The organism is Blastopirellula sediminis (genome assembly GCF_020966755.1).
Taxonomy (GTDB): domain Bacteria; phylum Planctomycetota; class Planctomycetia; order Pirellulales; family Pirellulaceae; genus Blastopirellula; species Blastopirellula sediminis.
The window spans coordinates 175,002-189,663 of the sequence record NZ_JAJKFT010000004.1; the positions used below are offsets into that span (position 1 = coordinate 175,002).

The following is a 14,662-nucleotide window of genomic DNA, read 5'->3' on the forward strand; positions in this document are numbered from 1 at the left end:
AAAGTTGGCGGATTTTATCCAGATTTTCTAAAGCGACAGATTTGACTCACTACGGATCCGACCTAGGTTTCAGGTGAACAAGGGAGTAGCTGACAAGCGAAACCTTGCTCGGCGACAGAAAGTCGCCGTCATTTCCCGTCTTCTCCGGAATTCTCCGAGCAATCGTAAAACTCGTTATTTCGGTGCAGACGGGCAATGGCCTGCTGCCAGACGTCCTCGAAAAGGCAAACCGATCGTGAGGTCGGGACGCAAAGCCAAGGGCCACGCAAGTGGTTGCCAGGCTGCCGAAGGGTGCGCTCGCGAATGTTCGCAGCGTATATGAACCTCGGAGGCGAGTGTGAGGGACATGGCGAAATTCGTCGTAGGTTGATTTTCAGTTGCAATTTGCAGGCCGACGTCGGAGACAACGTCAGCGGCTGAGAATCAAAATCGCATCCTTGTTAAATGCCGCTTTAGGCAATTTGGAGAGACTCATGAACGTTCTCGCTCAAAAGATTCAGAATTTCCTGGTATCGGAAGATGGCCCGACCGCGGTTGAGTACGCCGTGATGCTGGCCCTCATCGTCATCGTATGCTTGACGGCCATTCAGGCCATCGGTACGCAGGCGAACGCCACGTTTACCAAAATTGGTAACGACATGTCGGCCGCGAACGCGACCGGCGGCGCCACCCCGTAACCGGGAAGACGTCCAGCAGGGCGTGCGAGTTTAAGTCGCACGCCCTTCGCGTTTATTTGAAAAGCCCCTTTGACGTCTTCGCTGGTTGACGCCAAAGCGGGCTTTTTTTTTCGCCGCACTTAGCCGCGGCGAAGGGGAAGGCAGTGACGCGGCAGCTCGTCTCGCCGGCGTCGTGAAAAGTACCAGAAAACTTCGGCAGCGTCCGTCGTCACGTGCGGCGCATGCTACGTTTTCTGATCAATCCGCGCCTGATGCGCGGAGGTCCACGATTTATGCAATGTCCGAGGATCGTACTCGGCGGGGAGCACTCAGGAGATAAACATGGAATACGTAAACGACATGGGCGCCGCGATCACGGAGCATTGGCCGGTGTGGGTAGTGACCATCACGTTGATCGTGGCGGCGGTGATTGACGGCTTTCAGCTGAAGGTCCCGAACTGGATCACGTTCCCGTTCATTATCGCCGGCTGGATCTACAGCGTCACCGCTTTCGGCTGGGAAGGTCTCGGCTGGAGCATGCTCGGCACGATCGTCGGTTTGGCTCTGCTGTTGCCGGCTTACGCCATCGGCGGCATGGGCGCTGGCGACGTCAAGTTGCTAGCAGGGGTCGGCGCCTGGATGTACGGCACCCACACCTTCTACGCTTTCTGCATTTCGGCTGTCGTCGGCGCGGTGCTGGCGATCTGCATGGTCTTGTTCCGCGGCGCTTGGCAAAAGCACTCGAACCAGGCCTGGATGATTTTGAACGAAATCCTGACGATTCGTGATCCGAATCAGCTTTCGGCGATCGCCGCTGAACGGAAGCCGACCATGATGTTGCTTCCCTACGGCATCCCGATCGCGATCGGCTCGATCGCTTACTTCATTTGGATGGGAATGCTGGTATGACCCCCACAAGAACCGTCTCCGCGGAAGCCGAGGTAAATGGCGAAACCTGGACGCAGTGTGAAACTGGGTCGACTTTGACGACGCATAAGTTCAGGTTACATCGACCTTGCCGATTGTACCGATCATATCGAACGGGAGCGGCTGTCGTCGAATTTGCCATCGTGGCTCCGCTCTTCTTCCTGCTGGTATTCGGCATGATCGAATACGGTCGGATGGTGATGGTTCAGCAAGTGATTACGAACGCGTCACGCGAAGGAGCTCGCCGAGCGGTTCTGGATGGCGCGACCACCACTGAAGTGGTCGCCGCCGTCGAAGAATTTCTCAATCAAGCTTCGGTCAGCGGACCGAACTTGGAGATCCGCGTGTCGCCCGATCCCCCCAGTAGCGCCGAAAACGGCGACCCTGTGGGCGTGACGGTTATCGTTCCGTTTAGCGACGTCAGTTGGATCCCTTCCCCGATGTATCTCGGGGGAACGACGTTGGAAGCGAAGACGGTAATGCGTCGCGAAGGAATCAAATAAACGAATCTAGTTGGCGCCACGTGCGCCAGTGGAATCGACTGAATCGGTTGTAGTGGTGCGTTGGCGTGGGTTGGCTTCGCATCGAAAGTACGCCGATGAAGGAATTAACTTTTATGCGCTATGGCCAGGCGCGCATTGCTAGCTCGTTTACGACGGCACGGAGGCTAGCAAACTAAGGAAACATTCATGCGTCCCAAATCGTTAATTCTGATCGTATTCGCTCTGGGCTGCGGGCTGGTAGCCTCGATCGGCATCAGTCAAGTGCTGGAAAGCAAGAACCAGCAAGCTGCCGTTCCCCAGATGGAGATGGAAAACATCTTCGTCGCGATCGAAGACATTGACATCAACGAACCACTTACCCCCGAACTGATCAAACTGGAACCGTGGCCGAAGGACAAAGTGCCGGAAGGTGCGGTCACCAATTTGGAAGAGCTGGAAAACCGTCGCCCCCGCGTTCGTCTGTACGCTGGCGAGCCGATCCTGGAACGCAAGCTGTTTGGATCGAACGAGGACAAAGGCGCCTCGAAGATGATCCCCGCCGGATTCCGCGTTCACTCGGTTCGCGTGACGGCCGAAAGCTCCGCTTCCGGTTTGATTTTGCCGGGGGACCGCGTCGACGTGCTGGTCTACCTGCGTAGCTCGGGCGCGATCAACAAGACGCTGACTCGCACCATTTTGAAGAACGTCCGCGTCTTCGCGGTGAACGAACAAACGCATCGCGAAACCGACTCGGAAGGGAACTCGATCAACGCCAAGACGGTTTCGCTGCTGGTGAAGCCGAGCCAGGTCGAAATCCTGATGCTCGCGAGCCAACTCGGACAACTGAGCTTGTCGCTGCGTCCGCCGAATGAAGACGGCGTCGAAGAAGAAGACGAAACGGATGACGCCACGGTCGAAGAGCTGTTGGGCGTCGACGAAGATGCGGATCCGAAGAAAAAACGAAAACCTGTCGCTGCGGCGAAGGACGACTCGGGCGGATTCCTGGGCTTCCTGCAGAACTACGGCGGCAGCACGCCGATCGCTCAACCGACCGAAGCTGGTCCTCAATGGACGATGGACCTGCTCGATCCGAATGGCGTTCGTCGATTTGAGTTTGGCGAAGAAGGAATGCTCCCGATGGAAGTCGCTCCTGGCGCTTCAAACGCTCCGGCAGCGGCTCCGGTTTCGCTCCCAATGCAAGGATTGGGAAACGCGCCCATGCCGTTTGGGCCGGGCCTCGCTCCGAATGGAGCAGGCTCGCCGATGGGGCATGGATCAAAGAATGAACCGCAGGGAAGCGGCGATTCAAAATCGGATGACGCATCGCAGGACGATGCGGCTCCCCTGGGCCTAGATGACTAATTAAGAAGAAAACGGAATTCGATTCGGGCAGGTGAGTTCATGGATTGAACTCACGCCCAATACGCAAGGATGTTCACGGATGATGACTTTTCGCCGCCCTATGGGTTTCTTGTATCGCTACGCAGTCGCGTGTTTGCTGACCGCAATCGCGACTGCAGCCGCAAACGCCCAAGATCAGGGCGCCGTACCGAACGTCAACTTTTCAGTTGACGCTCCCAATCAACGCCTGGAGATGATGGTCAACTCCAGTCGCATCTTCACGCTTGACGCCAAGATTCCCAAGGCGCAGGTCAATAACCCTGACTTGCTCCGGTTGACTCCGCTTTCGCCGAACAAGATTCAGGTTTCGGCGCTCAAGCCGGGCGTGACCCAGGTCAACCTGTGGAATGAAAACGGCTCGATCCATACGATCGACGTGATCGTCATTGGGGACGGTCGCGAACTGCAAATGTTGCTCGAAACCGAATTCCCCAATTCTTCGATCAAAGTTCGTCCGCTGGCGAGCAGCGTCGTTCTTTCCGGCTACGTCGATCGCCCTGAAGCGGTCAGCCGGATCGTCGCGATGGCCGAAGACTACTATCCGAAAGTTATCAACAACATCAGCGTCGGCGGCGTTCAGCAGGTCATGCTGAAGGTTAAGGTATACGAAGTTTCTCGTACCAAACTGCGAACGCTGGGGATCGACTGGGCTTCGATCGGTAGCGAATACTTCGTCAGCTCGACGGCCGCCGGCATCCTTGGTCCGGCCGGCGTGCTCACCTCCGGAGCCCGCGACGGTCTCACGGCGACCGCCCAGACCGTCCAGTTCGGCGTGCTCGGATCGAGCTCGCAGTTCTACGGCTTTATCGAAGCTTTGCGTCAAAACAACGTCGCCAAGTTGACGTCGGAACCGACTTTGACCACGGTCAGCGGTCGTCCGGCCAGCTTCCTGGCTGGCGGTCAGGTGCCGATCCAGGTCGCGTCGGGTCTTGGTACCACGTCGATTCAGTTCAAAGATTTCGGCACCCGCGTCGATTTCGTGCCGATCGTCTTGGGCAACGGCAATCTGAAACTGGAAGTTCGCCCGGAAGTGAGCGAAGTTGACGCCAGCTTGGCGGTCAACGGAACTCCCGGTTTCCGCACTCGCCGTGCGGATACGGCGGTCGAAATGAAGGCGGGTCAGTCGATGGCGCTGGCCGGTTTGATCCAGGAAAAGATCGAAACCGAAAGCCGCGGCCTACCTTACCTGGCCGACATGCCTTGGGTGGGCGCTGCGTTCCGCCGCAATATCGATCGTCGCAACGAAGTGGAACTGCTGATTATCGTGACGCCGGAACTGGTTGGCGCCTTGAATCCGGAAGAAGTTCCTTGCGAATATCCGGGATCGAACACCGGCATCGTCAACGACTGCGAATTGTACGGTCGCGGTTATGTCGAAGTTCCGGCTTGCCCGCCCGGCGGAGCCTGCATCGACGGCGGAATGCAGGGCATGCCCGGCATGATCGGCCCGTATGATGGCGAAAACATCGCTCCTGGTCCTCCGGTGATCGAAATGTCGGAACCGGTAACGCCGGGACAAGCGATCCAATCGCCGGTACCGGCCCAGCAGCCGATGACGCTCGCTCCGGCCCAGCCCACGATGGTGGAAACGTCAAATCCGCTTCAGCCCGCTTTGTCGGAACCGACGCTGATTGGTCCGGTTGGCTACGACGCTTTGAGATTTTAAAAGCGTCGCGTCAACTGCGCACTACACTTTCTTAACTTGCACCTTGGCTAAGTCCGTTCGCAAAAGCGCCTTGGCGACGCATTAAGAAGAAAAGCGGCTATGAACAACGTACTACGAGTCGCGTTGGTTGATCCAACCGACTCGACTCGAGAAAAGCTGAAGTCGACCCTGCTCGGCATGGAAGTGATTTGGCTCGAAGCCGAATGCTCTCGGTACGAGTTCTTCGCCGACGTTGTCGGGCAAACCAATCCTGACATCGGTATCGTCTCGTTAGACGCCAACCCCGAAAAGGCGTTGGCGTTGATTGAAGATCTGCACGACAGTAATCCTGAGTGCAGCATCCTGGTCGTGAGCGCCTCGACCGACGGCAACTTGATTTTGCGCGCGATGCGTTCGGGCGCCAAAGAGTTTTTGACCCACCCGGTGGTGCTCGAAGACTTGATGGCCGCGCTCGAGCGAATCAGCAATCAAAAGTTCGGCAAAGGGGAATCCCGCACACGCGGTTGCCGCGTGATTACGGTCGGCGGCGCCACCGGCGGCGTGGGCGCTACCAGCCTGGCGGTCAATCTCGGCTGCATCCTGGCGGCGAACGAAAAGAACAACGTCGTCCTGATCGACCTCGATCTGGCGCTGGGGGATGCGGACGTGTTTCTCGACACGATTCCGGATTACACGCTGGTCGACGTCGCCCAAAACATTCAACGTCTCGACTTCAACCTGCTGAAGCGATCGCTGACCAAGCACTCGTCGGGGCTGTATCTGCTGCCGCGGCCGGTCCAGTTGCACGACGACTCGCTCATCAGCCCGAGCGACTTTTCACGCGTGATCGGTTTGTTGAAGGCGACCTTTACGCATCTGATCATCGATCTGTCGAAGGGCTTCCGCCCGCTCGACTTCGTTGCGATGCGCGAAGCGCATGACAACCTAATGGTGATCCAGCTCGATCTTCCCTGCTTGCGGAACGTCGTGCGGCTGATGATGTCGTTCGCGGAAACCGACGGCCTGAAGGAAAAGACCCGCATCGTGGTGAACCGCGTCGGTCTCGACTCGGGCCAAATCAGCCTGAAAAAGGCGCAGGAAACGATCGGCAGCGAAATCTACTGGCAGATACCGAATGACTATCGCGTGATGGTCGAAGTTCGCAACAACGGCGTGCCGTTGATTGAGCAAGCGCCCCGAGCCGGCATTACGCAGGCGATTTCCAGCCTGGCCGACGCACTATCGGGCGAAAGCAAGAAGACGGCGACCGGCGGCGGCAAAGCCGGGATCAGCCGCTGGTTCGGTTTCCTGGGCGGCGGCAAACAGGGCGAGCCGCAACCGTCTCTGGAAGGGGACGAAGAAACCGCCACGAAGTAGGCGGTTCGCCGCTTTCTATCAATACTCGCCCCGCCGTTCTCTCACGGCGCGGGCTGCGGTTGCGGCAAAATCGCTACGACCCGATCGGCACGCGAGGTCGCCGAAATTCTTCCGACATTGTCAATCGTATGACGTATGTTTTCCACGAGGTCCAGTGGCCGTCGCCCCTGACGGTATGCGCTCGATTTCCAGAACATTCGCATAGAGCGTCGCATGAAGCCGACGCGGAGAAAAGACATGTCCGTACGATCATTGAACTCCGATTCGAAAAACGGGGACGCCAAGCAGGCTGAATTCGAGAACCTGAAGCGTCGCATTCACGGCAAACTCGTAGATAAGCTCGACCTTTCCAAGGTAGGCGAACTGGAAGGCGAAGTGCTTCGCCGCGAAATCCGTCTCGTCGTCGAGCATCTCTGCGATACGGAAGAAACTCTGCTCAATCGCAACGAACGCGAACGTCTGATTGAAGAAGTTCTCGACGAAACGTTCGGTCTTGGCCCGCTCGAGTTGCTGCTCAAAGATCACGCGATCAGCGATATTTTGATCAACGGCCCCAAGCAGATCTATTGCGAAAAAGGGGGACGTCTTGAGAAGAGCCCGGTCACCTTCCGCGACAACAACCACTTGCTGCAAATCATCGACCGCATCGTTTCTCGCGTCGGTCGACGCGTTGACGAAACCTGCCCGATGGTCGACGCTCGTTTGCCGGACGGCTCTCGTTTCAATGCGATCATTCCTCCGCTGGCTCTCGACGGCGCCGCAGTGTCGATTCGCCGCTTCGGCTCGAATCCGCTGAAGCTGGAAGACCTGCTCAACTACAAAGCGTTCACGCCGGAAATGGTGATGCTGCTCGAAGGGGCGATCAAGGCTCGCTTGAACATCATCATCGCCGGCGGTACCGGTTCCGGTAAAACGACGCTGCTGAACACGCTGTCGAGCTTCATTTCGTCGGCCGAACGTATCGTGACGATCGAAGACGCGGCGGAACTTCAACTGCAGCAGGATCACGTGGTGCGGTTGGAAACGCGACCGTCGAACGTCGAAGGGAAGGGCGCCGTGACGGCGACCGACCTGGTTCGCAACGCCCTGCGTATGCGTCCTGAACGTATCATCATCGGCGAATGCCGCGGCGGCGAAACGCTCGACATGCTGCAGGCCATGAACACCGGCCACGAAGGTTCGATGACCACGATTCACGCCAATACGCCGCGCGACGCGATCGCGCGTGTTGAGACGCTGATTTCGATGGCCGGCTTCGAATTGCCGATCAAAGCGATGCGTCAACAGATCGCCAGCGCGGTCGACCTGATCATTCAGGCCAACCGTTTGCAAGGCGGTCCGCGTCGCGTTACGCATATCACCGAGGTGATCGGCATGGAGCAGGACACCGTCGTGATGCAAGACGTTTACCGATACAACAAAACCGGCATCGATGAGACAGGGCGAGCTCGAGGCCAGTTTGAAGCGACCGGCGTCCGACCGAACTTCATGGCGCGACTTGAAGCGGCAGGCGTTCGGCTTCCGGCCAGCGCGTTTCGACAGCGCGTGATGTTGGTCGACTAACCCTAGTTCCAGGAAGGCGCCAAACGAGGTAAGCCCCCATGATGTCAATTTTGATTCCCATCATTGTATTTTTAGGCATCGCCGCATTGGTAGGCGGCGTAGCGCTTAGCTTCCGGGGCGCCGGAAGCGAAGAGGCGGAAATGCGTCTCGACGCGCTGACCGGATCGGGTCAGCCCCGCGGCAAAGATGCCGAACAGGGCGCCGGATTGCTCTCCGGTTTTCAGGATGAAGGAAACGCCCTGGAAGCCTACATTCTGCAGTATTTCAATCTGCGGTTGTTTTTGGATCAGGCCGACATGTCGATGTCGGTCGCCAATCTGGTGATGATGTGCGGCGGTCTGGCCGCGGCGGGCGGCATCCTGCCGATCTTGCTGCGAGCCCCGTTCTGGGTCGCGCCGATCTCGGCCGCGGTGGTCGCCGGCATTCCGTTTCTGTACGTCCATTTCAAACGGAAGTCGCGTCTGAATAAGTTCGGCAAGCAGTTGCCGGACGCGTTGGAACTGATCTCCCGGGCCCTTCGGGCCGGCCATAGCTTGGGCGCCGGGTTCCGCCTGGTGAGCGAAGAAATGGATGAGCCGATCGGTCGCGAGTTCCAGAAAGTGTTCGAGGCTCAGAACCTCGGCGTTTCGTTGGAAGATGCGATCACCGACATGACCGAACGCGTTCCGAACTTGGACCTGAAGTTCTTCGGCACCGCCGTCATTTTGCAGCGTCAAACGGGCGGCGACTTGGCGGAAATCTTGGATAAGATCGGCCGCCTGGTTCGTCAGCGTCTGGAACTGTTCGGCACGATCCAAGCCCTCACCGGCGAAGGTCGTATCTCCGGCATCGTGCTGCTTGGTCTGCCGCCGGCGCTCTTCGTCGCGCTGTGGCGACTCAATCCCGGCTACGTCATGACGCTGTTCACCGATCCGCTTGGCAACAAAATGTTGGCCGGGGCGGTCGTGATGCAGCTGATCGGGGCGTACGTCATTCAGAAAATCATCGATATCAAGGTGTAGGCGAACCATGGAAACCTTATTCAGCTGGACCTTCCTGGTACCGCTCGCCGTATTCGGTCTGTTTGCCGCGGGCGTATGGTGGCTTGTCGATGCGATGTCTCCCGCGGGCACCCGTGCGGAAGATCGCTTGGACGACTTCAAAGATCCGATCGGCAAGAAGAATCGTGAAGATCGCGCCGGAAACGCCGTTTCCAGAGTGCTGGAAAAGGCGACGCCTGTGTTGTCTGCTCCGCTGCAGCCGAAGAACGCCAAAGACGCCAACGCGCTGAAAGAAGCGCTGACGCACGCCGGATTCCGCAGCGAATCGGCGCCGCAAGTTTTCCTCGGGTTGAAGTTCGCCTGCTTGATGCTCGGCCTGATCGCCGGCGGCGGGTTGGTCCTCTTCCTGGGCAATTACAACCAAAGCGATCTGTTCAAAGGAGTCGCGATCGCCGGCGTTTCGTTCTACATTCCGTCGGTCGGTTTGTGGTACCTCGGTAAGAAACGAAAAGAGCAGATCTTCCGCGGTTTGCCTGACGCGCTCGACTTGATGGTCGTCTGCGTCGAAGCGGGCCTCGGTCTCGATCAAGCGATGCGTCGCGTTTCGGAAGAAATGAAAAAGACCTATCGGGTCATCGCCGAAGAGTTCGGCTTGTGCAACTTCCAATTGCAAGTCGGTCGCGCTCGCACCGACGTGTTGCACGAACTGGGCAATCGAACCGGCGTCGACGACCTCCGTTCGCTCGCGGCGATTTTGATTCAGGCCGACAAGTTCGGTTCGAGCATCGCCCAGGCGCTCCGCGTGCAGAGCGATGCGATGCGTACGCGTCGTCGACAGATTGCGGAAGAGAAAGCGGCGAAGACCGCGGTGAAGATGATTTTCCCGCTCGTCTTCTTCATCTTCCCCGGCATTTTCGTGGTGCTGGTCGGACCAGCGGCGATTACCGTTATCCGCGAGATGTTGCCGATGATGGCCGCGAACAGCTAACAGCCTGTCAATCGGCACAACCGTTACAGCTTGACCTGGAAAGCCTGGTCTCCATCGCGAGACCAGGCTTTTTTCGTCTCCGCCGGGGGGAGGAATGTCAATCTGTACCGGCGTGACGATAGCAATTGGCTGCGCTTGTCGCGGCCAGCCGATAAGCCCTAATAGCACCGGGCCACGGGCACATCGCGCCTGCGCGAGAAGACATAACGAGCTAGTTGGACTAGCCCCATCTCAGGAGATTGACGGATGAATCGAGGTCATGGAATCGCGCTTGCCATTGCAGCCGCCTTCGCTATGGCTGGCTCGTGCGACGCCGGTTGGCACGAATTCTGGGAACGCGCGCATCTCGATTACGCGCGCAACAAGTGTTGGCCAGAACCGTTCCTCACTTATGATCGCATGTCGGTCCGCAATTACTACGCCTCGATGACCGCCAACGGCATTCGGTTGCAGAACACGCTGGGCGACCATCACTTCGACTCCGAAACGAACCAGATCACCCGTGGCGGCGAAATGAAGATTCGCCAGATCCTGGAAGGTTTGCCGGATCGCCGGGCCGTCTTCGTCCGTCGCGGTCTGACCCCGGAAGTGACCCAGATCCGCATGGCGTCGGTTCACGACGCGATGATTCGCATGCTTGGCCCGAACGTTCATCCGGAAATCTACGAGACCGGATCGGAAGCGTATGGACGTCCGGCCGACTTCATCGACGACATTTATCGGGCCGAACGTAGCTCGATTCCGGCTCCTCGACTTCCGGACGCGCCGTCGTCAGGCAACTAGTTGGTTCTCTCGAAGCGGTAGCGGCGCCGGCAGGGGGCGCCGCTTCTGGGGGAAATACTGGCCAGATTACGACTTGGTTGTCGCCCAGCACCATTTTGGATGCAGAGCGACAGCGACTTTCGTCGAAAAGAAAACGGGCAAGTTATTCCGATTATGAGTGCGACTGTCATGCTAGCAGTCGCCAACGCGTTCGCACGGAGGTGTCGCGTGGCCCTGAACAAGATTATTTTTCAATCCTATCCGCTACGTGCAGGCGTCGCGTCGCTTGCGCTAGCCGGCGCGATGTGGACTGCGCCGCTCCGCGCTGAAGAGGCCAGCGGTGGATTGCTGGACAAGCTCCCCTCGTTTAACGTGCGCCAAGTGCAGTTCACGGGCGACAGCGACGAGAATCAGACGCTCGACGAATACATCCGCGAGTCGGAAGAGCGGAGCAAAAAGAAATCGGGTAACGGTTTCACTGCAACGCTGAAGAGCGCCGGCAAGAGCATCCAAGATGCGTTCACGATCAAGTCGTCCAACGTCCCGGCCGACGATCCGCTGAGCTTGTCGAATACGCCGGACCATCTGGACGTCAACATCTATCTGAGCACCGGTCGGATCCTCGAACAGCAAGGAAAGTTCGAAGAAGCCGGCAAACAGTATATGACGGCGCTCGATCAGTATCCGGACAACCTGTTCGCGCTGCTCAGCTACGCCCGGTTGATGGACCGTCAAGGGAAGTCGACCGCCGCGCTGGAATTCTATCAGAAAGCGGCGACCGCTCATCCCGAGAGCGCGATCGCGATGAACGACCTGGGGCTCTGCTACCTGAAGCTAAAGCGTTTTGACGACGCGATGGCGTCGATCTTTAAGGCGACGACCATCGAGCCGGAAAACAAACGCTATCGCAACAATATGGCCAGTGCGCTGGTTGACGCCAATCGCCTGGAAGAAGCGTTCTCGCAGCTCGAGTACGCTCACGGCGCCGCGACGGCCCATTACAACCTGGGCTATCTGCTTTACAAGAAAGGGGACGCCAATTTGGCTCGCCTTCACTTGAACTTGGCGCTGGAGAAGGATCCCGAATTGCACGCGGCTCGCCAGTTGCTGATGATCGTCGATCGCAGCCAACCGGAAGTCGCTTATCGCCCTGGCTACGGTCAGCAGCCGAATCTGCGTCGCCTGCCGGCGGCGCCGAATCCGCCGCAACTGAACTTCAATCAGGGAGCGGTCGGCAACATGCAGATGCAGCCGCCGATTCGTCGCTAATCGGATTGGATCCAGGGTAAAACAAAACGACGCCGACCGCTTGGTCGGCGTCGTTCGTTTCTTGTCGAGGAAGCTCGGCTGATTTACGCCTTCAGCGCTTCGCGAGCCGCGGCGATCGTCGCGTCGATGTCGGCGTCGGTGTGCGTCACCGAAATGAAGAGGGCTTCAAACTGGCTGCAGGGGAAGTAGACCCCACGGTCGATCAAGCCCCAGAAAAAGTCGGCGTACCGCTTGGTATCGCTCTTGGCGGCGGTATCCCAATCGACGATCGGACCTTCGCCAAAGAAGAGGGTCGCCATGCTGCCGACACGCGCGACCGAATGAGCGACGCCGGCATCGGAGGCCGCTTTGGCCAGCCCGGTCATCAGTCGCTCGCCCAACTTCTCAAGCTGCGGATAGGGGTTCGTCTCTTTGAGGATCGACAGCGTCGCGATTCCCGCCGCGGTCGCCAGCGGATTGCCGCTCAGCGTTCCGGCTTGGAATACCTTCCCGGCCGGCAGAACGTTATTCATGATGTCGGCCCGCCCGCCGTACGCTGCGATCGGCAAACCGCCGCCGACGATCTTCCCCATCGTCGTCAGGTCAGGCGTCACGCCGAACAGTTCCTGCGCCCCGCCGAGCGCCACTCGGAAGCCGGTCATCACTTCGTCCATCAGCATCACGGCGCCATACTTGGTGCAGAGCTCGCGAATCGCTCCCAAAAACTCCGGCGTCGGAATCACCGTTCCCATGTTGCCGACGATCGGTTCGAAGATCACGCATGCCAGTTCGTCGCCATACTTCTCGAACGTGCTGGTCAGCGCTTCGACGCTGTTGTACGGCAACACGATCGTATCGGCAGTGGTGCCCGGAGTAACGCCTGGCGAGTTAGGAACGCCCAAAGTCGCCGCGGCGCTTCCCGCGGCGACCAGCAGGCTATCGACATGGCCATGATAGTTGCCGGCAAACTTGATGATCTTGTTTCGTCCGGTATACCCGCGGGCGACGCGGATGGCGCTCATCGTCGCTTCGGTGCCGCTATTCACCAGGCGAACCTTTTCGACCGACGGCACGATGTCGATGATCAGCTCGGCGAGTTGATTCTCCCGTTCGGTCGGAGCGCCAAAACTGGTTCCTTGATCGACCGCGGCGTGAATAGCAGCGCGAACCTTTTCGTTGCCGTGCCCCAGGATCATCGGGCCCCATGAGCCGATGTAGTCGATGTAGCGGTTCCCATCGACGTCAAACAGGTAGGCGCCTTCGCCCCGTTCGAAGACCAGCGGTTCGCCGCCAACTCCGCCAAACGCTCGGGCCGGGCTGTTCACGCCGCCGGGCATCAGTTCTAAAGCGCGCTGGAAAATCTCGTGACTGCGGGAGCGTGACATGCGAGGGGTCTTCTTTGAGGGGCCTGTTCGGGTGGCGAAACACTTCTTAGTTTTATAGTCAAAACCACTGATTTCGCTACCGCCTCCCCCAATTCTCGCAGCATGCACGGCATTCTCAATATCTACAAACCGCCGCAATGGACCTCGCGCGATGTGGTGAACCGGGTCAACCGGTTCGTCCGACCAGCCAAAGTGGGGCATGCCGGGACGCTCGACCCGTTGGCGACCGGGGTCCTAATCTGCTGCGTCGGCAGCGGGACGCGGTTGATCGAAAACGTGCAAAACATGCCGAAGCGGTACCTTGGCCAGTTTGAACTCGGGAAGACGAGCGATACGGAGGACCTGGAAGGAACGATTACTGAACTTGCGGACGCTCCCATCGTCACCGCCGACCAACTTGCCGCCGTCTTGCCGGAGTTCGTTGGCCAGATCCAACAACGCCCTTCTTCCTTCTCGGCCCTGAAGATCGACGGCAAGCGAGCCTACGATTTGGCTCGTCAAGGAGAAGCGGTCGAGCTGGCGCCGCGCGAAGTCTCGATCTATGAGATCACCTTGCGCGGGTTCGAGTATCCGCTGTTTGAGATTGACGTCCTCTGCGGCGGCGGAACCTACATGCGTGCGCTCGGCCGCGACATCGGCGAGCGACTCGACAGCGGCGCAGTGATGACTGGGCTAACGCGGACGGCGATCGGCGAGTTTCGCCTGGAAGATGCGTTGCCGGTAGAGCAATTGAGCGCCGAAACAGTCGCCGCCAACCTCGCTCCTCTGGCGACCGCCGTCGCGGGAATGCCGCAGATCACGCTCACGCCGGAAGAACTGAACGAGATGCGTTTCGCTCGCGGCATTCGCCCTGAGATGGAATCGGCCGAAGTGGAAGTCGCCGCGCTCGACGAAGCGGGACGCCTGGTCGCGATTTTGACGAAACGAACCGACGGCAGTTGGAAGCCGGCCAAGAACTTCGTCCACACGCTTGAGTAATGGGTGACACTGCTGGCTTGTCCAGCAGTGTGCAGCCTCAAAGTCGCTAGATATCCATCTGTCGATTCGTTTTGAGGGGCAATCTTTTCAGAATTCGTTCCATAACGCCACACTGCTGGACAAGCCAGCAGTGCCACCCCTTCGAGTCGCATTTCCACTCTTGCCGACTGTGCCGGTCGTGCCGCGGGCTCCGATTCTTTTCACCAGCGAAACGGCGCCGCGCGGCGATCTGTCGCTGATTTCGTCTCGCTAGCAATGCCGAAGTAGAGA

Annotated in this window: 13 protein-coding genes and 1 riboswitch; of the genes, 12 read left to right on the top strand and 1 reads right to left on the bottom strand. The window is 58.6% G+C overall.

The window, feature by feature from the left end; translation table 11 throughout:
• Positions 1-213 precede the first annotated feature (213 nt).
• Positions 214-289: riboswitch (cyclic di-GMP riboswitch) on the top strand.
• 184 nt (positions 290-473) lie between these two features.
• The 11 genes from LOC68_RS04510 to LOC68_RS04560 all read left to right on the top strand — a co-directional run bounded on the left by LOC68_RS04510 (position 474) and on the right by LOC68_RS04560 (position 12,050).
• Positions 474-677, top strand: coding sequence for a Flp family type IVb pilin (locus tag LOC68_RS04510; protein WP_230216203.1), 204 nt, complete (start codon positions 474-476; stop codon positions 675-677).
• A 321-nt stretch (positions 678-998) separates the two neighbouring features.
• Complete coding sequence (locus LOC68_RS04515) at positions 999-1,565, top strand: A24 family peptidase (RefSeq protein WP_230216205.1); 567 nt, start codon at positions 999-1,001, stop codon at positions 1,563-1,565.
• Positions 1,566-1,678: 113 nt separating this feature from the next.
• Complete coding sequence (locus LOC68_RS04520; RefSeq protein ID WP_255671138.1) at positions 1,679-2,086, top strand: TadE/TadG family type IV pilus assembly protein; 408 nt, start codon at positions 1,679-1,681, stop codon at positions 2,084-2,086.
• 186 nt (positions 2,087-2,272) lie between these two features.
• The gene (gene cpaB, locus LOC68_RS04525) at positions 2,273-3,427 is read left to right on the top strand and encodes a Flp pilus assembly protein CpaB (RefSeq protein ID WP_230216209.1); all 1,155 of its coding nucleotides are present in this window, start codon (positions 2,273-2,275) and stop codon (positions 3,425-3,427) included.
• Between the two features lie 79 nt (positions 3,428-3,506).
• Positions 3,507-5,132, top strand: a complete 1,626-nt coding sequence (locus tag LOC68_RS04530; RefSeq protein WP_230216211.1) for a type II and III secretion system protein family protein — start codon at positions 3,507-3,509, stop codon at positions 5,130-5,132.
• A 99-nt stretch (positions 5,133-5,231) separates the two neighbouring features.
• Positions 5,232-6,488, top strand: a complete 1,257-nt coding sequence (locus LOC68_RS04535) for a nucleotide-binding protein (RefSeq protein WP_230216213.1) — start codon at positions 5,232-5,234, stop codon at positions 6,486-6,488.
• 237 nt (positions 6,489-6,725) lie between these two features.
• Positions 6,726-8,051, top strand: coding sequence for a CpaF family protein (locus tag LOC68_RS04540; protein WP_230216215.1), 1,326 nt, complete (start codon positions 6,726-6,728; stop codon positions 8,049-8,051).
• A gap of 38 nt (positions 8,052-8,089) precedes the next feature.
• Positions 8,090-9,052 (top strand): type II secretion system F family protein, encoded by a 963-nt coding sequence (locus tag LOC68_RS04545; RefSeq protein WP_230216217.1) that lies wholly within the window; start codon positions 8,090-8,092, stop codon positions 9,050-9,052.
• A gap of 7 nt (positions 9,053-9,059) precedes the next feature.
• Complete coding sequence (locus tag LOC68_RS04550) at positions 9,060-10,019, top strand: type II secretion system F family protein (RefSeq protein WP_230216218.1); 960 nt, start codon at positions 9,060-9,062, stop codon at positions 10,017-10,019.
• Positions 10,020-10,265: 246 nt separating this feature from the next.
• Positions 10,266-10,802 (top strand): hypothetical protein, encoded by a 537-nt coding sequence (locus tag LOC68_RS04555; protein ID WP_230216220.1) that lies wholly within the window; start codon positions 10,266-10,268, stop codon positions 10,800-10,802.
• Between the two features lie 207 nt (positions 10,803-11,009).
• The gene (locus LOC68_RS04560; protein ID WP_230216222.1) at positions 11,010-12,050 is read left to right on the top strand and encodes a tetratricopeptide repeat protein; all 1,041 of its coding nucleotides are present in this window, start codon (positions 11,010-11,012) and stop codon (positions 12,048-12,050) included.
• A gap of 83 nt (positions 12,051-12,133) precedes the next feature.
• Here LOC68_RS04560 and hemL read toward each other — a convergent pair whose 3' ends face one another.
• The gene (hemL, locus tag LOC68_RS04565; RefSeq protein WP_230216224.1) at positions 12,134-13,414 is read right to left on the bottom strand and encodes a glutamate-1-semialdehyde 2,1-aminomutase; all 1,281 of its coding nucleotides are present in this window, start codon (positions 13,412-13,414) and stop codon (positions 12,134-12,136) included.
• A gap of 102 nt (positions 13,415-13,516) precedes the next feature.
• On the opposite strand from hemL, the gene truB reads away from it, so the two are divergent.
• Complete coding sequence (truB, locus tag LOC68_RS04570; RefSeq protein WP_230216226.1) at positions 13,517-14,392, top strand: tRNA pseudouridine(55) synthase TruB; 876 nt, start codon at positions 13,517-13,519, stop codon at positions 14,390-14,392.
• The last annotated feature ends 270 nt before the right edge of the window (positions 14,393-14,662 follow it).

Bases quoted from the DNA above. Each gene is read 5' to 3' on its own strand.
- LOC68_RS04510 (WP_230216203.1), top strand. From the start codon at position 474: ATGAACGTTCTCGCTCAAAAGATTCAGAATTTCCTGGTATCGGAAGAT.
- LOC68_RS04515 (WP_230216205.1), top strand. From the start codon at position 999: ATGGAATACGTAAACGACATGGGCGCCGCGATCACGGAGCATTGGCCG.
- cpaB (WP_230216209.1), top strand. From the start codon at position 2,273: ATGCGTCCCAAATCGTTAATTCTGATCGTATTCGCTCTGGGCTGCGGG.
- LOC68_RS04530 (WP_230216211.1), top strand. From the start codon at position 3,507: ATGATGACTTTTCGCCGCCCTATGGGTTTCTTGTATCGCTACGCAGTC.
- LOC68_RS04535 (WP_230216213.1), top strand. From the start codon at position 5,232: ATGAACAACGTACTACGAGTCGCGTTGGTTGATCCAACCGACTCGACT.
- LOC68_RS04540 (WP_230216215.1), top strand. From the start codon at position 6,726: ATGTCCGTACGATCATTGAACTCCGATTCGAAAAACGGGGACGCCAAG.
- LOC68_RS04545 (WP_230216217.1), top strand. From the start codon at position 8,090: ATGATGTCAATTTTGATTCCCATCATTGTATTTTTAGGCATCGCCGCA.
- LOC68_RS04550 (WP_230216218.1), top strand. From the start codon at position 9,060: ATGGAAACCTTATTCAGCTGGACCTTCCTGGTACCGCTCGCCGTATTC.
- LOC68_RS04555 (WP_230216220.1), top strand. From the start codon at position 10,266: ATGAATCGAGGTCATGGAATCGCGCTTGCCATTGCAGCCGCCTTCGCT.
- hemL (WP_230216224.1), bottom strand. From the start codon at position 13,414: ATGTCACGCTCCCGCAGTCACGAGATTTTCCAGCGCGCTTTAGAACTG.
- truB (WP_230216226.1), top strand. From the start codon at position 13,517: ATGCACGGCATTCTCAATATCTACAAACCGCCGCAATGGACCTCGCGC.